This is a genomic window from Georgenia wutianyii (genome assembly GCF_006349365.1).
GTDB lineage: Bacteria > Actinomycetota > Actinomycetes > Actinomycetales > Actinomycetaceae > Oceanitalea > Oceanitalea wutianyii.
In genome coordinates, this window is record NZ_CP040899.1 from 2715849 (window position 1) to 2737679 (window position 21831).

General features: G+C 75.4%; 18 protein-coding genes. 10 read left to right on the forward strand and 8 right to left on the reverse strand.

What is annotated here, in order from left to right; translation table 11 throughout:
* Positions 1-37 precede the first annotated feature (37 nt).
* From FE251_RS11995 to FE251_RS12005, 3 genes are read left to right on the forward strand one after another with little or no spacing between them, the layout of a single operon-like run.
* On the forward strand, positions 38-1096 hold the full coding sequence (locus FE251_RS11995) for a zinc-dependent dehydrogenase (RefSeq protein ID WP_139948912.1): 1059 nt from the start codon (positions 38-40) through the stop codon (positions 1094-1096).
* Positions 1097-1141: 45 nt separating this feature from the next.
* Complete coding sequence (locus FE251_RS12000) at positions 1142-1909, forward strand: DeoR/GlpR family DNA-binding transcription regulator (RefSeq protein WP_139948913.1); 768 nt, start codon at positions 1142-1144, stop codon at positions 1907-1909.
* Positions 1906-2865 (forward strand): 1-phosphofructokinase family hexose kinase, encoded by a 960-nt coding sequence (locus FE251_RS12005; protein WP_139948914.1) that lies wholly within the window; start codon positions 1906-1908, stop codon positions 2863-2865. The genes FE251_RS12000 and FE251_RS12005 overlap by 4 nt, the downstream gene beginning before the upstream one ends.
* 200 nt (positions 2866-3065) lie before the next feature.
* On the opposite strand, the gene FE251_RS12010 is transcribed toward FE251_RS12005, so the two are convergent.
* The gene (locus tag FE251_RS12010) at positions 3066-3767 is read right to left on the reverse strand and encodes a TetR/AcrR family transcriptional regulator (protein ID WP_139948915.1); all 702 of its coding nucleotides are present in this window, start codon (positions 3765-3767) and stop codon (positions 3066-3068) included.
* 94 nt (positions 3768-3861) lie between these two features.
* On the opposite strand from FE251_RS12010, the gene FE251_RS12015 reads away from it, so the two are divergent.
* Entirely contained in the window at positions 3862-4845 is a 984-nt protein-coding gene (locus FE251_RS12015) for an ABC transporter ATP-binding protein (RefSeq protein WP_139948916.1), read from the forward strand.
* Positions 4838-5617: an ABC transporter permease gene (locus tag FE251_RS12020; RefSeq protein WP_139071472.1), complete on the forward strand. Its 780-nt coding sequence runs from the start codon at positions 4838-4840 to the stop codon at positions 5615-5617. The genes FE251_RS12015 and FE251_RS12020 overlap by 8 nt, the downstream gene beginning before the upstream one ends.
* Positions 5618-5620: 3 nt before the next feature.
* Here FE251_RS12020 and FE251_RS12025 read toward each other — a convergent pair whose 3' ends face one another.
* A complete protein-coding gene (locus tag FE251_RS12025) occupies positions 5621-6508 on the reverse strand; it encodes a TIGR01777 family oxidoreductase (protein ID WP_139071473.1) in 888 nt (295 codons plus the stop codon).
* 45 nt (positions 6509-6553) lie between these two features.
* Positions 6554-7666 carry a tRNA 2-thiouridine(34) synthase MnmA gene (gene mnmA, locus FE251_RS12030; RefSeq protein WP_139948917.1) on the reverse strand — a complete coding sequence of 371 codons (1113 nt, stop codon included), beginning with the start codon at positions 7664-7666 and terminating at the stop codon, positions 6554-6556.
* Positions 7667-7798: 132 nt separating this feature from the next.
* Between mnmA and FE251_RS12035 the strand changes: the two genes are divergently transcribed.
* Positions 7799-8431: a hypothetical protein gene (locus FE251_RS12035; protein WP_139948918.1), complete on the forward strand. Its 633-nt coding sequence runs from the start codon at positions 7799-7801 to the stop codon at positions 8429-8431.
* A 516-nt stretch (positions 8432-8947) separates the two neighbouring features.
* On the opposite strand, the gene FE251_RS12040 is transcribed toward FE251_RS12035, so the two are convergent.
* Positions 8948-10102 carry a cysteine desulfurase family protein gene (locus FE251_RS12040; protein ID WP_139948919.1) on the reverse strand — a complete coding sequence of 385 codons (1155 nt, stop codon included), beginning with the start codon at positions 10100-10102 and terminating at the stop codon, positions 8948-8950.
* 107 nt (positions 10103-10209) lie between these two features.
* Here FE251_RS12040 and FE251_RS12045 point away from each other — a divergent pair, with 107 nt between their 5' ends.
* The gene (locus FE251_RS12045; RefSeq protein ID WP_139071477.1) at positions 10210-11169 is read left to right on the forward strand and encodes an FKBP-type peptidyl-prolyl cis-trans isomerase; all 960 of its coding nucleotides are present in this window, start codon (positions 10210-10212) and stop codon (positions 11167-11169) included.
* 86 nt (positions 11170-11255) lie between these two features.
* Here FE251_RS12045 and FE251_RS12050 read toward each other — a convergent pair whose 3' ends face one another.
* Positions 11256-12245, reverse strand: a complete 990-nt coding sequence (locus FE251_RS12050; protein ID WP_139948920.1) for an electron transfer flavoprotein subunit alpha/FixB family protein — start codon at positions 12243-12245, stop codon at positions 11256-11258.
* A 31-nt stretch (positions 12246-12276) separates the two neighbouring features.
* Positions 12277-13038: an electron transfer flavoprotein subunit beta/FixA family protein gene (locus FE251_RS12055; protein ID WP_139071478.1), complete on the reverse strand. Its 762-nt coding sequence runs from the start codon at positions 13036-13038 to the stop codon at positions 12277-12279.
* Between the two features lie 158 nt (positions 13039-13196).
* On the opposite strand from FE251_RS12055, the gene glgX reads away from it, so the two are divergent.
* Positions 13197-15485 carry a glycogen debranching protein GlgX gene (glgX, locus tag FE251_RS12060; protein ID WP_139948921.1) on the forward strand — a complete coding sequence of 763 codons (2289 nt, stop codon included), beginning with the start codon at positions 13197-13199 and terminating at the stop codon, positions 15483-15485.
* Between the two features lie 72 nt (positions 15486-15557).
* Here the strand turns inward: glgX and FE251_RS12065 are convergent, their stop codons facing one another.
* Positions 15558-16049 (reverse strand): DUF1269 domain-containing protein, encoded by a 492-nt coding sequence (locus FE251_RS12065; RefSeq protein WP_139071480.1) that lies wholly within the window; start codon positions 16047-16049, stop codon positions 15558-15560.
* 175 nt (positions 16050-16224) lie between these two features.
* Here FE251_RS12065 and FE251_RS12070 point away from each other — a divergent pair, with 175 nt between their 5' ends.
* The gene (locus FE251_RS12070) at positions 16225-18639 is read left to right on the forward strand and encodes a LuxR C-terminal-related transcriptional regulator (RefSeq protein ID WP_139071481.1); all 2415 of its coding nucleotides are present in this window, start codon (positions 16225-16227) and stop codon (positions 18637-18639) included.
* A gap of 39 nt (positions 18640-18678) precedes the next feature.
* Entirely contained in the window at positions 18679-19062 is a 384-nt protein-coding gene (locus FE251_RS12075) for a hypothetical protein (RefSeq protein ID WP_139948922.1), read from the forward strand.
* A gap of 64 nt (positions 19063-19126) precedes the next feature.
* Here FE251_RS12075 and glgP read toward each other — a convergent pair whose 3' ends face one another.
* Positions 19127-21712 carry an alpha-glucan family phosphorylase gene (glgP, locus tag FE251_RS12080; protein WP_139948923.1) on the reverse strand — a complete coding sequence of 862 codons (2586 nt, stop codon included), beginning with the start codon at positions 21710-21712 and terminating at the stop codon, positions 19127-19129.
* Positions 21713-21831: the final 119 nt, after the last annotated feature.

Here is a 21831-nt window from a genome sequence, read left to right on the forward strand (position 1 = left end):
GCCGGAGCGGTCACCGGCCGATCGCTTGGGAGGACCGATGAAGGCTCTGCGTTTCTACGCACCCGAGGATGTCCGTCTGGAGGACCAGCCGGAGCCCACGCCCGGCCCGGACGAGGTCAAGATCCGGGTCCGCAGCTGCTCCACCTGCGGCACCGACGTCAAGATCTTCAACAACGGCCACCAGAACCTCAGCCCGCCGCGCACCATCGGCCACGAGATCGCCGGCGAGGTCGTCGAGGTGGGCGCCGACGTCGCGGCCCGCTTCGGCACCGACTGGCAGGTGGGCGACCGCGTCCAGGTCATCGCCGCCGTCCCCTGCGGGGAGTGCCACGAGTGCCGCAAGGGCTGGATGGCCGTGTGCGAGAACCAGACCTCGATGGGCTACCAGTACGAGGGCGGCTTCGCGGAGTACATGATCGTCCCCGCCCAGGTGCTCAAGGTCGACGGCCTCAACCGCATCCCGGAGAACGTCGGCTTCGCCGAGGCCTCCGCCGCCGAGCCGCTCGCCTGCGCCATCAACGCCCAGGAGCTCCTCGGCATCGAGGAGGGCGACGTCGTCGTCGTCTTCGGCGCCGGCCCGATCGGCTGCATGCACATCCGCCTCGCCCGCGGCGTCCACAAGGCGGGGAAGATCGTCCTCGTCGACGTCAACGCCGAGCGCCTGGCCATGTCCGCCGCCGCTGCCCACCCCGACGAGACGATCGACGCCTCCCAGGTGGACGTCGTCGAGCGGGTCCGCGAGCTCACCGGCGGGCGCGGCGCCGACGTCGTCATCACCGCGACGGCCGCGAAGGTCGCCCAGACCCAGGCGGTCGCGATGGCCGCGCGCAACGGGCGCATCTCGTTCTTCGGCGGGCTGCCGAAGAACGACCCGGTCATCGAGCTGGACTCCAACGTCGTCCACTACCGCCAGCTCCACATCCACGGCGCCAACGGCTCCGCCCCGGAGCACAACCGCCGCGCGCTGGAGTACATCTCCACCGGCCAGGTCCCGGTCTCCGACCTCATCACCCACCGCATCCCGCTCGAGGACGTCATGTCCGCGTTCGAGCTCGTCCGCAGCGGCACCGCGATCAAGGTCACCGTCGAGCCCTGAGACCAGCGCATAGCATCGGGACGCCGGAACCGGAGGGGAGGCACCGTGTACGCGGAGGAGCGCCAGCAGTCGATCGCGCGGCTCGTCGTCGACCGCGGCCGGGTCGGGGTCACCGACCTGGCCGAGGAGTTCGCGGTGACGACCGAGACGGTCCGTCGCGACCTCAGCGCCCTCGAGCGGCTCGGGCTGCTGCGCCGGGTGCACGGCGGCGCCGTCCCGGCGGCCGTCCTCACCGCCACGGAGAGCCACCTCGACGAGCGTGACGTCACCCGCGCGCGCGAGAAGGACCGCATCGCCGCCGCGGCCGCCCGCTTCCTGCCCGACGACGGCGGCACCCTCGCCGTCGACGCCGGCAGCACGACGGCGCGGCTCGTCGGGCTCATCCCGCCCGGACGGCGGCTCACCGCGTTCACCCACGGGGTGCCGATCGCGGCCCGGCTCGCCCCGATGCCCGGTATCGACCTCCACCTCCTGCCCGGCCGGGTGCGTGCCACGACCCAGGCCGCCGTCGGCTCGCTCACGACGCAGGTGCTCGAGCGGGTGCGGGTCGACGTCGCGTTCCTCGGCACGAACGGCGTCACCGAGGAGCACGGCTTCTCCACCCCGGACTCCGAGGAGGCGGCGGTCAAGCGCGCGCTCGTCGGGGCCGCGCGCCGCGTCGTCGTCCTCGCGGACGCGACGAAGATCGGCCGGGACACGACGGTGAGCTTCGCCGACCTCGCCGGCGTCGACGTCCTCGTCACCGACGCCGAGCCGAGCGGGGCGATGATGCGGGCGCTGACGGCGCACGCGGTGGAGGTCGTCCTCGCATGATCCTCACCCTCACCGCCAACCCGAGCAGCGACCGCACCGTCACGCTCGCCGGGCCGCTGAGGCGCGGCGCCGTCCTGCGCGCCGCCTCGACGACCGCCCAGGCCGGGGGCAAGGGCGTGAACATCTCCCGCGCGGCGGTGGCCGCCGGCCTGCCGACCGTCGCGGTCCTGCCGGCCGCGCCGCAGGACCCGTTCGTCGCCGAGCTGCGCGCGGCGGGCATCGACTGCCGTCCGCTCGAGCCGGCCGGGCCGGTGCGCGTCAACCTCACGATCTCCGAGCCGGACGGCACGACGACGAAGGTCAACGACCCCGGCGCCGTCGTCGAGCGGCGCCACCTCGACCTCCTCGCCGACGCCGTCGTCGCGCTCGCCGCGGAGGCGACGTGGGTGGTGCTCGCCGGGTCGTTGCCGCCCGGGGCACCGGCCGGCTGGTACGCCGAGCTCGTCGGGCGACTGCGCACCACCCGCGCCCGCGTCGCCGTCGACACGAGCGAGGCCCCGCTCGCCGCGCTCGCCGCGGCCCTGCCCGCCGCGGCGCCCGACCTCATGAAGCCGAACGGCGAGGAGCTCGCCACCCTCACCGGGGGTGACCCGGTGGCGCTGGAGAGCGACCCGGCCGCCGCCGCGACCGCCGCCCGGGCGCTCGTCGACCGCGGGGTCGGCGCGGTGCTCGTCACCCTCGGCGGCGCGGGCGGCGTGCTCGTCACCGCCGACGGCGCCTGGCACGCGCCCGCCCCGCCGACCGCCGTCGTCAGCACGGTCGGCGCCGGCGACTCCAGCCTCTTCGGCTACCTCCTCGCCACCGAGCGCGGGCTCCCGTCGGCAGAGCGGCTGGCCCTCGCGGTCGCCTACGGCAGCGCCGCCGCCGGCCTGCCGGGCACGACCATCCCCCGCCCCACCGACGTCGACCCCCGCCCCGTCCACGCCACCCCCCTCACGCCCAGCCCGACCCCCTGACGCGAGGCGGCGCCGGGCGGCGGGCCGCCGCCCCCGCCAGCCGCGGCGCACGCCACCCCCTCCCACCGAGGTCGCACCTTGCCGTCAGCGGTCGCACGAGATGTCAGCGGGACGCTGATCTAGATGTGCGACCTCGGCGCGGCGCGGCCCGGGTCGGGCGCGCGTGGCGGGCGCAGGCACGGCCCGGCCCGCGCGCGGCGTCAGCCCTGCTGCGGCTGGGTGAGGCTCGCGGCGATGCGGCGCTGGACGGTGAGGTCGTGGAGGGGGGCGCCGCCCGCGTCGTCGTCCACCGCGTCGGCCGCGCCGGCCGGGTCGAGCAGCCGGCGCACCCCCGTGCGGAGCAGCCGCTGGTCCATCGCCGCGCTGCCGCCGAGGAGGAGGATGCCCGAGCCCTGGTCGAGCGCGGCGACGAGCGCGCCGAGCTCCTCGACGGAGACCGGGTCGCCCTCGCTCCGGTACTGGCGGGCGACGGCGGTGTACGCCTCGGTGAGCCGCTGCATGCGCTGGGCCATCTGGTCGGCGAGCGCCTCGTCGCGGGCGGCGACGGCGATGAACTCGAGGGTCGCGAGCGCGAAGCCCGCCATCGCCGCGGTGACCTCCTCGTGGGTGAGGTCGCCGGCGATCTCGGGCGGCGGCTGCTCGTCCACCCGGTCGAACGGGTTCCACGTGTCGGAGAAGGCGACGTCCATGTTCGCGTCCATGACGGCGAGGAAGAGGCCGGCCTTGCCGTCGAAGTTCGAGTAGACGGCGCCCTTGGAGAACCCGGCGCGGCGGGCGATGTTCTCGAGGTTGGCGCCGTGGTAGCCGTCGGTGGCGAACGCCTCGCGCGCGGCGAAGACGAGCGCCTCGCGCGTCTGGCGCTGGCGGTCGCGGCGGGAGATCGGGTCGGGCAGGTCCGTCATCACCCCGATCCTAGGCGCTGCGCGACCCGTTGACGTACCGAAAGTATCCGGATACCGTGAGTATCTGCATACCGCTGGTATCCGAGGAGCACCCATGGACGACGTCCTGCACATCACCGGACTGACCCGTCGTTTCGGCGCGGTGGTCGCCAACGACGACATCTCGCTGCGCGTGCGGCCCGGCGAGGTCGTCGGCCTGCTCGGCCACAACGGCGCGGGCAAGACCACGCTCGTCTCCCAGGTCGTCGGGCTCCTGCGCCCCGACGCCGGGAGCATCACCGTGGGCGGCACCGACGCCGTCGCCCACCCCGCCGCCGCCCGGCGGCACGTCGCGCTCCAGCCGCAGGCCCAGGCGCCCATCGAGGGCCTCACGCCCCGCACGGCCATCGAGCTCGCCGCCCGCGTCCGCGGCCTGCCCCCGCGCCGGGCGCGCGCCGTCGCCGAGGAGCTGGCCGACGAGCTCGACATCCGCCCCTGGCTCGACCGGCGCGCCCTGCCCGAGGGGCGCGGCCTGTCCGGCGGCGTCCGCAGGCTCACCGCGTTCGCGATGACCGTCGCCGCCCCCACCCCGCTGCTCGTCCTCGACGAGCCGACCAACGACATCGACGCCGCCCGCCGCCGTCTCCTCTGGGACGCCGTGCGCCGCCGCGGCGACGAGGGCGCCGGCGTCCTGCTCGTCACCCACAACGTCACGGAGGCCGAGCGGATCGTCGACGAGCTCGTCGTCCTCGACCGTGGCCGGGTCGCCGCGGCCGGGTCCCCAGCCGCCCTGCGCGGCACCCAGGACACCGACCTGCGCCTGGAGCTCCAGCTCCCGCCGGAGGCCACCGACCCGGACCTCGGCCAGCCGCCGGTCACCGTGCACCGCACGGTGCGCGCGGGACGGCGCACGCTGCTCACCGTCCCGGCCGCCCAGGCCGCCGCCGCCGTCACATGGGCGACGACCCTGCGGGAGTCCGGCGCCGTCGAGGGCTACTCCCTCGCCCCGGCCACCCTCGAGGACGCCTACCTCGCCCTCACCTCCCCCGACGACGCCGCCCCGTCCGTCCCGACCGACCAGGAGCCCGCCCGTGTCTGACACCGCCACCGCCCTGCGGCCCGCGCCCGTCCAGGTGAGCCCGTGGGCCACCTACCGCACCCTGCTGCGCTGGCAGGTGGCCTCCATCGGCCCGCTGCTGCCGCTCGTCGTCGTCATCCAGGCGCTGCTCGCGGCCGGGATCATCGTCGGCTTCGGCTTCCTCATCCCCGACATCGACCCCGGCACCGCACTGTTCCTCTCCACCGGGGCGCCGACCGTCCTGCTCCTCACCGTCGGGCTCGTCATCGTCCCGCAGGGGGTCTCCCGCTCGCGTACCGACGGCACGTTCAACTACATGCGCTCGCTGCCGATCGCCCGTCCGCTCCTGCTCGCCGCGGAGATGACGGTGTGGCTGCTCATCGCGCTGCCGAGCGTCGCCGTCGGCGTCCTCGTGGCCCGGCTGCGCTACGACCTCACCTTCGACATCGACTGGCCCGTCCTCGTCGCCGCCGCCCTGCTCGTCACCCTCACGGCGACGGCGGTGGGCTACGCGATCGCGGTCAGCCTGCAGCCGCTGCTCGCCCAGCTCCTCACCCAGGTGCTCGTCTTCTTCGTGCTGCTGTTCTCCCCCATCACCTTCCCCGCGACCCAGCTGCCCGCGTGGTTCCAGTCGGTGCACGACGTGCTCCCCGCGCGGCCGGGCGCCGACCTGCTGCGGGCCGGGCTCGCCTCCCAGACGTTCGAGGCGAGCGGGCGCGACCTGCTCGTCCTCGGCGTGTGGTGCGTCCTCGGCGTCGCGGTGACGCTGCGCGCGCTCGTGCGCCGCGGCTGAGGCTCAGCCGAACGCCGCCGCCACCGCCTCCTGGACGGTGCGGCGGCGGAAGCTGAAGCCGTCGGCCTCGAGCCGCGCCGGGACGACCCGCTGGTCGGGCAGCAGCATCTCCTCCGCGACCTCGCCCATGACGAGGCGCAGGAGCGGCGCCGGCAGCCGCAGCAGGTGCGGGCGGCGCAGCTCCCGGGCGAGCGAGCGGGTGAGGTCGTCCCACGTCGCGGGCTCGGGGCCGGTGAGGTTGACCGGCCCGGCGAGGGAGGAGTCGGCGAGCAGGTGGACGATGGCGCGCGCCTCGTCCTCCAGGGAGATCCACGGCAGCAGGTGGCCGCCGCTGCCGATCGAGGCGCCCGCGCCCAGCCGGGTGGCCAGGGCGAGCGGCCCGAGCGCCCCGCCCTGCGTCATGACGACGCCGGTGCGGGCGTGGACCACCCGGGTGAGGCCGTCGGCGGGCCCGGTCGCGGCCTCCCAGCGCCTGACGACGCCGGCGAGGAACCCCTCCCCCGGCCCGGACTCCTCGGTGAGCAGCTCGCCGGGCCGGTCCCCGTAGTAGCCGGTGGCCGAGCCGCTCACCCACACGCGGGGGCGCCGGGGCGTGGCCGCGATTGCGGCGGCGAGCGTGCGGGTGGCGCTCACCCGGCTGCGGTAGATCTCCCGGCGGTAGGCCCGGGTCCACGGCAGCCGCCCGAGCGGGGCGCCGGAGAGGCTGACGACGCCGTCGGCCCACTCGATCGCCTCCACGGGCACCTGCCCCTCCGCGGGGCGCCACTCGTACTCCTCCGAGCCGGTGGGGGTGCGCCGCACGAGCGTGCGGGTGTGGTGCCCGTCGGCGCGCAGCGCGTCGCGCACGGCCTTGCCGATCGGACCGGACGCCCCTGCGAGCAGCACCTTCATGGGCCGGACGCTACCGGCGCCGGGCACCACCCGCGCGGGCGCCGGTCAGCCGGCGGCGACGGGCAGCGCCCCGCGGCCGGCCCGGGTGAGCGTCGCCTGGCCGAGCACCCGTGTGCCGGCGTAGACGACGACCGACTGGCCGGGCGCGAGCCCGCGCAGCGGCGCCTGGAGCCGCACGGCGAGCGTGCCGTCGTCCTCGTGCCGGACCTGCGCCGCGGCCGGCTCGCCGTGGGCGCGCACCTGGACCTGCGCCGTCGTCCACCGGCCGGCCGGGACGTCGTCGGCGAGCCACACGGTCTGGTCGGCGGCGAGCTCGGTGACCGAGAGCAGCTCGCTCGGGCCGACGACGACGGTGTTCGTCCGCGGGTCGGTCCCGAGCACGTAGCGCGGGCGCCCGTCGGGGGCGGGCCGGCCCAGGCGCAGGCCCTTGCGCTGCCCGACGGTGAAGGCGTAGGCGCCGTCGTGGGTGCCCACCTCGTTGCCGTCGGGGTCGAGCACGGGGCCGGGCTGGGCACCGAGCCGCTCGCGCAGGAAGCCCTGGGTGTCGCCGTCAGCGACGAAGCAGATGTCGTAGGAGTCCGGCTTGGCCGAGACGGACAGCCCGCGGGCGGCGGCCTCGGCGCGCACGGCCTCCTTGGACGGCGCGTCCCCGAGCGGGAACAGCGAGCGGGCGAGGCGCTCGGCGCCCATGACGGCGAGCACGTAGGACTGGTCCTTGGCGAGGTCCGCGGCGCGGTGGAGCTCGCGACCGCCGTCCGGCCGCTCGACGATGCGGGCGTAGTGGCCGGTGGCGACGGCGTCGAAGCCGAGCGCGAGCCCGCGGTCGAGGAGCGCGGAGAACTTGATGTGCTCGTTGCAGCGGACGCACGGGTTGGGGGTGCGGCCGGCCGCGTACTCGGAGAGGAAGTCGGCGACGACGGTCTCCTCGAACTCCTCCGACAGGTCCCACACGTAGTACGGGATGCCGAGGACGTCGGCGGCGCGGCGGGCGTCGCTCGCGTCCTCGATCGAGCAGCAGCCGCGCGAGCCCGTGCGGTGCTGGGCCCGGGAGCGGGACAGTGCCATGTGGACGCCGACGACGTCGTGCCCGGCGTCGACGGCGCGCGCCGCTGCGACGGCGGAGTCGACGCCGCCGGAGAGCGCTGCCAGCACCCGCATCCTGTTCCCCTTCCGGCTCTGTTCCTGCGCGGGCACGCCCGCGACGTGCCCCCCGCCCGAGGGTACGTCGCCGATGTGCCGCGCTTCCATCCGCCGGTCTGCGCCGGGCCGCCGGCCGGTGGACGATGGGCCATGCCCACCTTCACCGGACGGATCGCCGGCTGGGGCACCGCGAGCGGGACCCGGCTCGTCCTCGGCGCCTGGCACGACTCCCCGCTCGGCACGTTCGCCGACGTCATGGTCGAGCGCCCGGACGGCGAGCGGCTGCTCCTCGCGCCGTCGGCCGAGGTGGCCGAGTTCGTCTCCGCGACCTACACGTTCGACTCCACGGTGGTCACGCCGGTGTCGGTGGTGGTCGACGGACGCCCGCTCGCCGCCACACCGACGTCCGCCGGGCAGGTCTGGGAGCTGCGGGCCGGGCCGCTCACCGCCCACCTGCTCGTCGGGGAGCGGCCGGCGCTCGGGCGGGTGCTGCGCCTCGTGCCGCGCCGCCTCGCCACCGCGCCCGCCCTCACCCGGGTCACCGACCCGGTGGCCCGGGCCCTGCTGCGGGGCGTGCGGACCCGCGGCTCGGCCGGGGGCGGGCGCACCGAGCACTACGGCGCCCACGACCTCCACCGGCTCGTCGCGGCCGGGACCCGCTGGGAGGGCACCGACCTCGGCCCGCTGCGCCCCCTCGACCCGCCCGTGCGCTTCGGCTTCGGCTCCGCGCCGCGCGACCCCGGCATCACCGACCTCGTCACCACCATCCGCCTCCCCCACTGACCCGCCCCCTCTGCCCCCCCTCCCATCTCCCCCGCCCCCTCCCCCCCCCGCCCCCGCGACAGCCGACTTCCGCACGACAGCCGACTTCCGCACGAGAGCCGACTTCCGCACGACAGCGCAGTTGCTCGCGACAGCGGAGCTCCGCACGAGAGCCGACTTCCGCACGACAGCAGAGTTGCTCGCGACAGCGGAGTTCCGCCGGCCGACTCGGTCACGACGCTCGACATCCCTGTGGCAGCCGCCGTCGTCGGACACTCGCCGCCTCGCGTTGACCCGAGGGCAATGACCAGACTCCGCTTCGCGCTGAAATCGGCTCTGACACGAGAGCCGGCTCTCGATCGGAAGTCGGCTGTCGCGACGAACTCGGCTCTCGCGCACAACTCCGCTCTCGCGCACAGCTCGGCTCTCGGGCACAACTCGGCTCTCGCGCACAACTCCGCTGTCGCGCACAAGTCCGCTCTCGCGGGGAAGGGGGGAGCGGGAGGGGTGGGGTGGCGGCGTGGGCAGCGGCCGGGGTCAGCGGGCCCGGGTGGCGTTGGCGGCGCGGGAGCGGGCGACGACGTCGGGCAGGACGGCGAGCGCCGCGTCGACGTCGGCCTCGGTCGTCGTCCGGCCGAGGGAGAAGCGCAGCGCGGAGCGCGCGAGGCCGGCCGGGTAGCCCATGGCGACGAGGACGAACGAGGGCTCCTGCACCCCGGCCTGGCACGCGGAGCCGGCGGACGCCGCGATCCCGGCGGTGTCGAGCCCGAAGAGGAGGGAGTCGGCGTCGGCACCCTCGACGGTGAAGTGGGCGACGTGCGGCAGGCGCGGGGCGTGCTCCCCGGTGAGGTGCAGCCCGTCGACGGCCGCGAGCGCCCCGGCCACGAGCCGGTCGCGCAGCGCGGCGAGCCGCGCGTTCTCGGCCTCACGGTCGGCGACGGCGAGCGTCACCGCCCGGGCCAGCGCCCGCGCCCCGGCGACGTCGAGCGTCCCCGACCGCACGCCGCGCTCCTGGCCGCCGCCGTGGTGGACCGGCGCGAGCGCGAGGTCGCGCCGGGCGAGCAGCGCGCCCGTGCCCACCGGCCCGCCGAGCTTGTGCCCGGTGAGGCTCATCGCCGCCAGCCCGCTCGCCCCGAAGTCGACAGGGAGGTGGGCCACCGCCTGGACCGCATCGGAGTGCACCGGCGCCCCGCCCGCGAGCGCGACGACGTCCTCGACCGGCTGGACGACGCCGGTCTCGTTGTTCGCCCACATGACCGACACGAGCGCGGGTGCCTCCCCCTGCGCGAGCAGCTCACGGGCGGCGTCGAGGTCGAGCGTGCCCTCACCCGTGACCGGCAGGAAGGCGACATCGGCCAGTCCCTGCTCGCCCAGCCAGGCCGCGGCGTCGAGCACGGCGTGGTGCTCGACGGCGCTGACGAGCAGCCGGGGCCGCGGCGAGGGGTGGGCGTAGACGGCGCCCTTGACCGCGAGGTTGTCCGCCTCGGTGCCCCCGGAGGTGAAGAGCACCTCGGCGGGCTCCGCGCCGAGCGCGGCGGCGATCTCCTCGCGCGCCTCCTCCAGCCGGCGACGGGCCGACCGGCCGGCGCCGTGGAGGGAGGAGGGGTTGCCCTCGCCGGCGAGCTCCTCGGCGTACACCTCGACGACCTCCGGACGGACCGGGGTCGTGGCCGCGTGGTCGAGGTAGTGCATGCCCTCAAGTCTACGGACGGACACAGGGGCCTTTCAGGAACTGCACTTAGGCTGTGCGCGGTGCCACCGGGGAGCGGCACCGTCCCGCTGACACGAAAGGCACATCTGTGCGCCGATCCGTAACCGTCACGGCCGCTGCGCTGGCGGCCGTCCTCGCTCTCGCCGGCTGCTCCGGCGACAGTGCCGACCCGGCCGACACGGCCACCGAGACCGCCTCCACCGCACCGGCGGAGGACGCGACGGCCGAGCCGGACGCCGGCAACGCGCCGGAGGACGTCGCCCTGCTCGAGGCCATCACCGTCGAGGGCGAGCCCGGCTCGGAGGCGACGCTGACCTTCGAGCAGCCGCTCACGGTGAGCGGCACCGCAGCCGCGGCCGTCAGCCCCGGTGACGGCGCCCCGATCGAGGAGGGCCAGATCCTCCTCGTCCACTTCACCCAGGTCAACGGCGAGAACGGGGAGGTGCTCGACTCGACGTACGAGGCCGAGCCCCAGCCGCTCGTCGTGACCAAGGACGCGACCGTCCCCGCACTCGTCGACGTGCTCCTCGAGCAGAACGTCGGCTCCCGGGTCGTCTTCGCCTCGCCGACGCAGGGCGCCGCCGCGCTCATGGCGATCGAGGTCCTCGAGGCGCTGCCCGCGCGCGCCCAGGGCACCGCCGTGCCCGCGCCCGAGGGTCTGCCTACCGTCACGCTCGCCGAGAACGGCGCCCCGAGCATCGAGCCGGTCGCAGGCGACCCGCCCACCGAGCTCGTCGCCGTCCCGCTCATCGAGGGCGACGGCAAGGCCGTCGAGGCGGGCGACTACGTCTACGCCCAGTACACCGGCTGGCTCTGGGACGGCACCATGTTCGACTCCTCGTGGGAGGGCGGCCAGCCGCTGCCGTTCGAGGCGGGCGCCGGCCAGCTCATCCAGGGCTGGGACCAGGGCATCATCGGCAAGACCGTGGGCAGCCAGGTCCTCTTCGTCATCCCGCCGGAGCTCGGCTACGGCGACGAGGGCGCCGGTGAGAACATCCCCGGCGGCTCGACGCTCGTCTTCGTCGTCGACATCCTCTACGCCGGCTGACGCCGAGCCGGCCGACACCGAGCCGGCTGACGTACGAGAAGGGCCCCGGACGCGAGTCCGGGGCCCTTCTCACGTTCGCAGCGGGCTCAGCCCTCGCGGTGGCGGCGCAGCACCTCGATCGCCTGCGGCAGCACCTCGGCGGCGTCGCCGACGACGCCGAAGTCGGCGAGCTCGAAGATCGGGGCCTCGGGGTCGGTGTTGACGGCGACGATCGTCTGCGCGGCCCGCATCCCGACGGTGTGGTGCACGGCGCCGGAGACGCCGACGCCGATGTAGAGCCGCGGCGCGATGGTGGCGCCGGTCTGGCCGACCTGCGCGGAGTGCTCGCGCCAGCCCTCGTCGGTGACGTCGCGCGTGGCGCCGACCGCGCCGCCGAGCAGGGCGGCGAGCTCCTCGACGGCGGTGAAGTCCCCGTCGGTCCCGCGGCCGCCGACGACGACGGCCTGGGCCTCGGTGAGCGGGACCTCCCCGGTCCGGGGGTGGACGGTGCGCTCGACGACGGTGACCGCGCGGGCGCGCTCGGAGAAGGTCACCGGCACCGGGAGGACCTGCGGCTCGAGCGGCTGGGCCGCCGGCTCGGCGGTGACGGCCGTCGGGCGCAGCGCGATGACGGGCACGCCGCGCGTCACGGCGCAGACGGTGTCCCACGTGGAGGCGAAGGCGGTCTTGGCGGCGGCGAGCGTGCCGTCGGGCCGCACCTGGACGCCGTCGGCGTCGACGATCGCTCCGGAGCCGAGCGCCACGGCGAGTCCCGCGGCGAGCTCCTTGCCGGCGTAGGTCGACACGAGGAGGACGGCGCGCGGCCCGGTCGCGGCGACGACGGCGGCGACGGCCTCGGTCGCGACGGGCGCGAGCTGGGGGGCGAGACCGCCGAGGTCGGGCACGTGGACGGCCGCGACGCCGAAGCGGCCGAGCTCGCGCAGCGCGGCCTCACCGGGGGCCTCGGCGCCGAGCCAGACGGCCGCGACGGGCCCGCCGTCGGCGATGCCGCGCGCCGCGGTGAGCACCTCGGCGCTCGGCGGCGTGGGCATGCCGTCCTGGTGGTCGACGACGACGAGCACGGGTGCCTGGGTCATGGTGCCTTCCTGGAGCATGGGTGGGCGGCCGTCAGACGAGCCGGGACTCGATGAGGAACTCGGCGAGCTGCCGGCCGCCGTCGCCGGAGTCGGTGACGATGCGGCCCTGCTCGCGGGCGGCGCGCGGCTCGGCGGACAGGACGGTCGTCGCCGGGGTCGCGTCGGCCAACCCGAGGTCGGCGAGCGACCACGTGTCCACCGGCTTCTTGCGGGCGGCGCGGATGGCCTTGAACGCCGGGTAGCGCGGCTCGTTGGCCTGGTCGGTGACCGACACGAGAGCCGGGAGCGGGGACTCGAGGACCTCGACGGCGTCGCCGATGTCGCGGCGCACCCGCACCCCTCCCCCGGTGACGGACAGCTCGGTGGCCAGCGTGAGCTGGGGCAGGCCGAGCTCGGCGGCGAGCGCGGTGGGCAGCATGGAGGTGAGCCCGTCGAGGGCGGCCATGCCGGTGACGACGAGGTCGACGGGCCCCACGGCCCGGACGGCGGCGGCGAGGACGCGGGCGGTCGTGACGACGTCGGCGCCGGCGAGGGCGTCGTCGCTCACGTGGACGCCACGGTCGGCGCCCATCTGCAGGGCGCGGCGGACGGCGTCCTCGGCGTCGTCGGGGCCCATGGTGAGGGCGACGACCTCACCGCCGTGCGCCTCGACGAGGCTGACGGCGGCCTCGACGGCGTTCTCGTCCAGCTCGTTGAGGACGTCGTCCAGGCCGCGCACGGTACGGCCGTCGTCGTCCAGCGCGCGCTCGGACTGGACATCGGGGACATGCTTGACGCACACGACGATCCTCATGGGACCAGCCTGCCACCTCCGGGGGCCCGGCGCCGATCCCGCAGCCCTTCCACCCGACGATCGGCGGGTGCCGCGAGGACCTGAGCGGTGCGGCGCGGGGCTCTTGTCACTCGGCGCCGTGACTTACCGACCTCCACGTGGTGCGAGAATGGATCACCATGAGCATGACCGCTTCATCCGTTTGCACGACCCCCGCTGCCATCGCCGCCGAGCGGGTCGCCGGTCGTGCCCCCGCACTCGGGGCGCACCTGTACGGCGGCGGACTGGACGTCGCGGTGTTCGCGTCGCACGCGACCGCCGTCGACCTGTGCCTGCTCGAGGAGGACCGCTCCTCCCCCACGGGCTTCAGCGAGCGCCGCCTCGCGCTGCACCGCACCGAGCACGGCGTGTGGCAGGGCCACGTGCCCGGCGTCGGCGCCGGGCAGCGGTACGGCTTCCGCGTCCACGGCCGCTGGGACCCGGCAGCCGGCCTGCGGCACAACCCGGCCAAGCTGCTCCTGGACCCGTACGCACGCGCCGTCACGGGCGGCTTCGAGCTCGCGCCCGAGGTCTACGGCCACGCCGTCGACGAGCACCTCACCCCCCTGCCCGGCCTCGAGCCGAGCACGCTCGACTCCGCCGGCCACGTGCGTCACGGGGTCGTCGTGGCGGAGCCGCCGGTCGTCCCGGCCGATGCCCGGCCGCACACCCCGTGGGAGCGCACCGTCGTCTACGAGGCGCACGTGCGCGGGCTCACCGAGCGGCTGCCCGGCGTGCCCGAGCACCTGCGTGGCACGTACGCGGGCCTGGCCCACCCGGCGACCATCGCGCACCTGCGCGAGCTGGGCGTCACGGCGGTCGAGCTGCTGCCGATCCACGCGTCGAACGACGAGCCGTTCCTCCTCGAGCGCGGGCTGAGCAACTACTGGGGCTACAACACCCTCGGCTTCTTCGCCGCCGAGCCGCGCTACGCCACCGCCGCCGCCCAGGCGCAGGGGCCCGCCGCCGTCCTCGAGGAGGTCCGCGGCATGGTGCACCTGCTCCACGAGGCGGGCCTCGAGGTCATCCTCGACGTCGTCTACAACCACACCGCCGAGGGCGGCGACGGCGGGCCGTCCCTGTCGTGGCGCGGCCTGGACAACACCCAGTACTACCTGCACGACGACGGCCGGCCGGCCCGCCTCGTCGACGTCACCGGCTGCGGCAACTCCCTGGACTTCCGCCGCGTGCGGGTCATGCAGATGACGCTGGACTCCCTGCGCTACTGGACCGAGCGGATCGGCGTCGACGGCTTCCGCTTCGACCTCGCGACGACGCTCGGGCGGCACGGCACGGAGTTCACCCCCGAGCACCCGCTCCTCGTCGCCCTCGCCACCGACCCGGTGCTCTCGCGGACCAAGCTCATCGCCGAGCCGTGGGACGTCGGCCCGGGCGGGTGGCGCACCGGCCAGTTCCCCGCCCCGATGGCGGACTGGAACGACCGCTTCCGCGACGCCGTGCGCACGTTCTGGCTCAGCGACCCCGCGACCGGCGCGGCCGGCGGGACCGGTGGGGACCTGCGCGACCTCGCCACCCGGCTCGCCGGCTCGGCGGACCTCTTCGCCCACGGCCCGCTGCCGGGCGGGCGCGGCCCGCTCGCGAGCATCAACTACGTGACGGCGCACGACGGCTTCACCGCCGCCGACCTCGTCACCTACGACCACAAGCACAACGAGGCCAACGGCGAGGACAACCGCGACGGCACCCACGACAACCGCTCGTGGAACCACGGCGTCGAGGGACCGGTGGCCCCGGGCGACGAGCGTGGCGGCCCGGGGGACGCGGCCCGGCGGGCGGGGCGCACCCCCACGGTCCACGAGCGCGGCCCGGACATCCTCCTCCGTCGGCGGCGCAGCGTGCGCAACCTCCTCGGCACCCTGCTCCTGTCCGCCGGCACCCCGATGATCACGGCGGGCGACGAGCTCGGCCGCAGCCAGCTGGGCAACAACAACGGCTACTGCCAGGACAACGAGATCTCCTGGGTGGACTGGCAGCTGGAGCCCTGGCAGGAGGACCTGCTCGCGACCACCCGCCACCTCCTGCGCCTGCGCCGTGAGCACCCGGTGCTACGCCCGGCGCACTTCGCGACCGGCCGGACCGCCGAGGGCGACCTCATCGCCGACCTCGCGTGGTTCCGTGCCGACGCCGAGCGGATGGACTCCGCCGCCTGGCACGAGTCCCGGGCCCGGGTGCTCCAGATGCTGCGCTCCGGGCACGCCGTCGGGGACTGCGACCTGCTCCTCGTCCTCAACGGCTCCCTCGCCGCCCAGGACGTCACCCTGCCCCAGGGGGCCGGCACGGACTACGCCCTCGTGTGGGACTCGGCGTGGGAGCGCCCCTCGGCCGGCGAGCCGCAGGTCCTGGCCCCGGGCTCCGTGACGACCATGGAGCCGCTGACCATGCGCGCCTACCTCGGCCGACGCTCGTGACATGACCGTGCGGGCCCACCTCAGCCGACGCCGAGACGGGCCCGCACGCCCCCCGTTAGCCCTCCGCGGAGCTCACTCCGCGAAGATCTCCCGCAGCTGGCGCTCCTCCGCGTCGCTGAGGTTGGTGTGCACGAGCTCCGGACGCAGGCCCTTCTCCGCGAACGCCTCCTTCGTCTTGTCGATGACGACGGACTCGGTGAGGAGGAACAGCGCCGAGGTGCCCTCGGTGATGGTGTCCCGCACGGACCGGATGAAGTCGTCGTCGATGCCGACGTCGGTCAGCGCGCCACCGACCGCCCCCGCCGCGGCACCGACGGCGGCCCCGAGGATGGGCACGAAGAAGAGCAGACCGAAGAGCACACCCCAGAAGGTCCCGCCCAGGGCACCGACCGCCGCCAGGTTGTGCATCTGCCGGGTCTTGGGTGCCCGCTTGCCGGGCTCCCAGTACACGACCGCCGCATCGTCCAGCGTGACGAGGCCCTGCTTCTGGAGGGAGAGGAGGAGCTCCTCCGCCTCCCTCGCTCCGTCCGGGGTGTCGAACTTCCACACGCTCAGAGTCGCCATGCTGCCCTTCCTTCCTGTCCTGGCACCCTTCCGGCACCTGAGGCCGAGTCTGCGGAGCGGGGTGAGGCGGGGCATCACCCGCCGGGGATGAGATCCCCTCCCGTGGCCGGGTCCCACCCGGGCTCCTAGACTCCGATCCATACGCCCGTTCGGGCGCCGGGGGTCGGGGTTTGCCATGGTCGCGCAGGTCGAGCACAGGAGGGCACGCGACGGACTGCCGCGCGACGGCGTCGTCCGCCAGCGGTGCCTGACCGCGCTCCAGGACTCCGTCGCCCGCCACCGCGTCACCGTCATCTCCGCGCCGGCGGGTTACGGCAAGACCACCCTCCTGCAGCACTGGACCCGCGTGTCCGGAGCGGTGGTCGCCGGCCCGGAGCACATGGCCGCGCTCCTCGACGAGCCGGGGCCGGACGTGGAGGCCGCAGGTGGGCGCCCGTCGGCCCGGTGGCGCGGCGCGGTCCGTGCGGCGCGGCGCAACGGCGTCGTCGTGCTCGACGACGCCGACGAGTACGCGCCCGAGGCCGTGCGGCGGGCCGCCCACGCGCTCGAGGGGGTGCGGCTCGTGCTCGCCACCCGCCGTCCGCCTCCCGCCACGGCCCACCGGCTGCGCGTGGCCGGCGAGCTCACCGTCCTCGGCGCCGCCGACCTCGCCTACACCGCCGAGGAGGTCCAGGTGCTGACCGCGGCGTGGGGCATCGCCGGCGTCGACCGCGCTGCCGCCCAGCAGCTCGTGTCCCTCACCGGCGGCTGGCCGGTCGCCGTGCGCCTGGGGCTCCTCGCGGTCGACCGCACCCGGGAGGTCTCCACCCAGCTGCGCGCGCTGCGCGCCGCCGACATCGACATCGGGGACTACTTCCTCGAGGAGGTCCTGCGTCCGCTGGAGCCCTCGCTCGCCACCTTCGTCCTGCGCGCGACGACCGACGACGCCATCACCCCCGCCCTCGCCGACGTCCTCGCCCCCGGCGGCGCGACGATGCTGCAGCAGTGCGCGGCGAACGGCCTGCCGCTCACCCCTGACGGCGAGGGCTACCGCTGGAACCCGCTCTTCGCGGCCCACTGCCGGTCGGTGGCCGCCCGGCGTGAGCCCGCGCTGTCCTCCCTGCTCCACCGCCGCGTGGCCCTGCGCCAGGCCCCGGCGGACCCGCTCGCGGCCGCCGAGCACGCGCTCCAGGGGCACGACCCCGGGCTCGCCGGCTCCGTGCTCGCCCGCCGCTGGCCCGACGTCCTGCTCACCGAGCACGCCGACGCCCTCCTTCGCCTCTCCGAGAGGCTCGCCGCCCAGGAGGCCCCCGACCTCGCCTTCGCCCGCGACGTCGTCGACGCCCTCGTCCGCGGTCCTGTCCTCGCCCCGGGGTCGACGCTGCCGCTGCGCGTCGCGACCGCGGTGGCCGTCCTCCTCACCACCACCGAGGCCGCGGAGCTCGCGCGCGCCGAGCCCGTCGTGCGCGAGCACGTGGGGACCGTGGGTGAGGCCGGGGCCACGCGCGCCTTCCTCCTGTTCACCCTCGGGTGCGTCGCCCTCGAGCGCCAGACCGAGCCGGACCGGGCCGCGGACCTCCTCCACGAGGCGTCCGTCCTCGCCGCCGACGCCGGCCTGCCGGTGCTCGCCTCGGCCTGCCGCGCGCACCGCTCCCTCCAGCTCGCCGTCCTCGGCGTCGTGAGGGCTGCCGACAGCACGGCGAGCACCGCGCTCGAGACGGCGACCGCTGCCGGGGCCGCGCACACCGTGGCTCTCGCCCCGGCCCACCTCGCCCGGGCGGTCGTCGCGCTGTGGCAAGGGCGCACCCGCGACGTCGCCGCCCTGCTCGAGGAGCTGCCGGCCGGCCCGCGGCACGCCCGCTACGCCCCGGTCCGGCACCTCGCCCACGCCCTGCGGGCCACCGCCGACCTCGTGGACGGCGTGCCCGGGGCGGCGCGACGGCTCGAGGACGTGCGCTCCGGCGGCGGCGAGCTGCCGCGCCTGTGGCACGAGCTCCTCACGGTGCTCGACCTCGTCGGTGAGTCCCTGTCGGTGGGCGCCGCCCGTCCGGCCCCGGCGGACGGGCCCGTCGCCCTCGCCTGGGTGGCGACGGCGTTCGCCGAGGCCGGCAGCCGCGGGCCGGCCCGCGAGGCGCTCGACCGGCTCGGCCCGCGGCCCGCGGGCGTGGTCGTGCGCATCCGGCGCGCCCTCACCGAGGCGCTGCTCGCCGACCAGGGTGGTGATCCCGGGCTGGCCCACGCCACCCTCGAGGAGGCCCTCGTCGACGCCGCCGCGGACGGTGCCGTGCTGCCGTTGCTGCCTGCCGGGGAGGCGGGCCGCCGGCTCCTCACGAAGCACCTGGCGTGGGGCACGGCGCACGGGGAGACCGTGCGCCGGGTCCTGGACGCCGGGGAGCACGAGCGCCAGGAGCCCGCCGAGGCGCTCACCCCGCGCGAGCAGGAGATCCTCGCGTACCTCGCGGTCGGCCTGTCGCGCCAGGAGATCGCCGACTCCCTCGTCCTGTCGGTCAACACCGTCAAGACCCACCAGCGGGCCATCTACCGCAAGCTCGCCGTCCCGGGGTGGCGCGGCGCCGTCCGGGAGGCCACCGCCCGCGGGCTGCTCCCCTGACCCCGCGCGCCCCCGCCCTGCCCGGCGGACAATGGCGCGATGGAGCACCTCAGCGGTGAGGCCCGCGACCGCGTGCGGGCGAGCAGCCTCACGCTGGTCGGCGTGCTCACCCTCGTGCTCGTCGCCGCCGGCATCTACGCCGAGTTCACCGGCGGGCAGCCCGTCGGCGTCGCACCGAGCGAGGTCCTCGCCGTGTCCACCGACGGCCGCACGGCCACCGTCGCCGTCGAGGTCGGCGGGTGCGAGCGGCTGCAGGGCGTGGACGTCGAGGCCGGCGCCGACGTCGTCGTGCTCATCGCGCGGGTCGTGCAGGACGAGCCGGGCACCGACGGCGCGTGCGAGGACGTCGCGCGCCTCACCCGCCGCACGGTCGTGCTCGACGAGCCGCTCGCCGACCGGGCGCTGCGCACGGCCACCCCCTGAACGCCCCTGAACGCCACGACGCCCCCGCCCGCACGAGGCGGACGGGGGCGTCGGGGAGCCGGGCCTAGGCCTGGGCGGCGCTCACCAGCGCGAGCTCGGCGGTGCCGGCGATGAGCTCGTGCACCGGCACGATGCGCACCGAGTATCCGAACGAGCCGGAGAACTCGAGCTCGACCTCGCCGTGGTAGCCGTAGCGGCCACCCTCGTAGGTCTCGACCAGCTGGAGCGGCCGGGTGGCGACGTCGACGAGCGTGTCGTCCTCGTCCACCCGCCCGGTGACGAGCTGGACCTCGACGTCCTGCGGGCGCAGGCCGCCGAGGGTGACGTAGGCGCTGACGCCGACGACGTCACCGACCTTGACGACGTCCGCCACGCCCGTGGACTCGACGTGGTCGACGCGGACGCCGTGCCACGCCTCGCGCACCCGCGCCTTCCACTCGGCCAGGGCGGTCGCACCCGCGTAGCCGGCACCGTTGAGGGTGCGGTAGGAGCCGGCGACCGGCGTGTAGAGCCGCTCGACGTACTCGCGGACCATGCGGGTGGCCTGCACCTTCGGGCCGAGCGTGGCGAGGGTGTGGCGGACCATCTCGAGCCAGTGCTGCGGGATGCCGTTCTCGTCACGGTCGTAGAACCGCGGCACGACGGTGTCCTCGAGGAGCTCGTAGAGCGCGGCGGCCTCGAGCGCGTCGCGGCGCTGGTGGTCCTCCACGCCGTCGGCCGTGGGGATCGCCCAGCCGTTGCGGCCGTCGAACCACTCGTCCCACCAGCCGTCGAGGATCGAGAGGTTGAGCGCGCCGTTGAGCGCGCACTTCATGCCGGAGGTGCCGGACGCCTCGAGCGGGCGCAGCGGGTTGTTCAGCCACACGTCACAGCCCGGCATGAGGGTCTGGGCCATCTCGATGTCGTAGTTCGGCAGGAAGACGATCCGGTCGCGCACGCCCTCCTCGTCGGCGAAGCTCACGAGCTTCTGGATGAGCCCGATGCCCTGCTCGTCGGCGGGGTGGGACTTGCCGGCGACGAGGATCTGGATCGGCCGCTCGGGGTCAGTGAGCAGCTTCCGCAGGCGCTCGGGGTCCGAGAGCATGAGCGTGAGCCGCTTGTAGGTCGGCACGCGGCGGGCGAAGCCGATGGTGAGGACGTCGGGGTCCAGGACGTCGTCGACCCAGCCGAGCTCGGCGGGCGAGGCGCCCCGGTCGAGCCACGACTTGCGCACGCGGCGGCGCGCGGACCTCACGAGCGCAGCGCGCAGCGTGCGGCGCGTGGCCCACAGCTCGGCGTCGGGGACGCCGCCCTGCTCGGCCGGCAGCAGCCATCCCTCGCCGCCGGCGATCTGCTCGGGGGTGAGGTGGGACTCGGCCATCGCTGTGAAGGCCGGGTCGGTCCACGTCGGGCCGTGCACGCCGTTGGTGATCGAGGTGATCGGCACCTCGCTGACGTCGAAGCCGGGCCACAGCTGGTGGAACATGCCGCGGGAGACCTGGCCGTGCAGCTTGGCCACGCCGTTGGCCAGGCGTGCGGTACGCAGGCCCATGACGGCCATGTTGTAGACCGACAGGTCCCCGCCCTCGAAGTCCTCGGTGCCGAGGGCGAGGATCTTGTCGACCGGCACGCCGGGCAGCTCGGCCGAGCCGCTGAAGTACTCGCGGACGAGGTCGCGGGAGAAGCGGTCGATGCCGGCGGGGACCGGGGTGTGGGTGGTGAAGACGGTGCCGGCGCGGACGGCCTCGAGGGCCGCCTCGAAGCTCAGGCCCTCGGCGGTGACGAGCTCACGGATGCGCTCGATGGCGAGGAAGCCGGCGTGGCCCTCGTTGGCGTGGTAGACCTGCGGCGTCGGGCCACCGGTGAGGCGGGCGTGCAGGCGCAGTGCCTTGACACCGCCCATGCCGAGGAGGAGCTCCTGCTTGAGCCGGTGCTCCGCGGAGCCGCCGTAGAGGCGGTCGGTGACCTTGCGGGTCACGTCGTCGTTCTCGGTGACGTTGGAGTCGAGGAGGAGGAGGGGCACGCGGCCGACGTCGGCCCGCCACACCTGGGCGTGCAGCTGCCGGCCGCCGGGCAGCGACAGGCTCACCCGGGCCGGGGTGCCGTCGGCCTCGCGCAGCAGCGTGAGCGGGAGGTTGTCCGGGTCGAGCAGCGGGTAGGTCTCGTGCTGCCAGCCCTCGCGGGTGAGGGACTGCTTGAAGTACCCGGCGCCGTAGAGCAGGCCGACGCCGATGATCGGCACCCCGAGGTCGGAGGCGGACTTCAGGTGGTCGCCGGCGAGGATGCCCAGGCCACCGGAGTACTGCGGCAGGACGGCGGTGATGCCGAACTCCGCGGAGAAGTAGGCGATGGCGTCGGGCTTGTCGGGGGCGTCGTACTGCTGGAACCAGCGGGGCTGCTCGAGGTAGTCGCGCAGGTCGGCGTCGAGCTCCCGGACCCGGGCGACGAGCGCCTCGTCCCGCGCGAGCTCCTCCAGGCGCGTCTTGCCGAGCGCGCCGAGGAGCTTGATCGGGTCACCATGCACCTCCGCCCACCGTTCTGGGTCGAGCGACTCGAAGAGCGCCCGGGTGGGCTCGTGCCACGAGAACCGCAGGTTCTGGGCGAGGGTGTCCAGCGGAGCGAGGGGCTCGGGAAGGACCGTGCGGACGGTGAATCGGCGGATTGCTCTCACCTTTGCGAGTGTAGACCGAACGGCCGGAAAATTTTCATGCGCTTACGGTTCCGTTGCAGGACGGGTCGCCCGCACGCCTCGAACCGGGACAAACGGGCCGCCGGCGGCCGCTCGCCGGT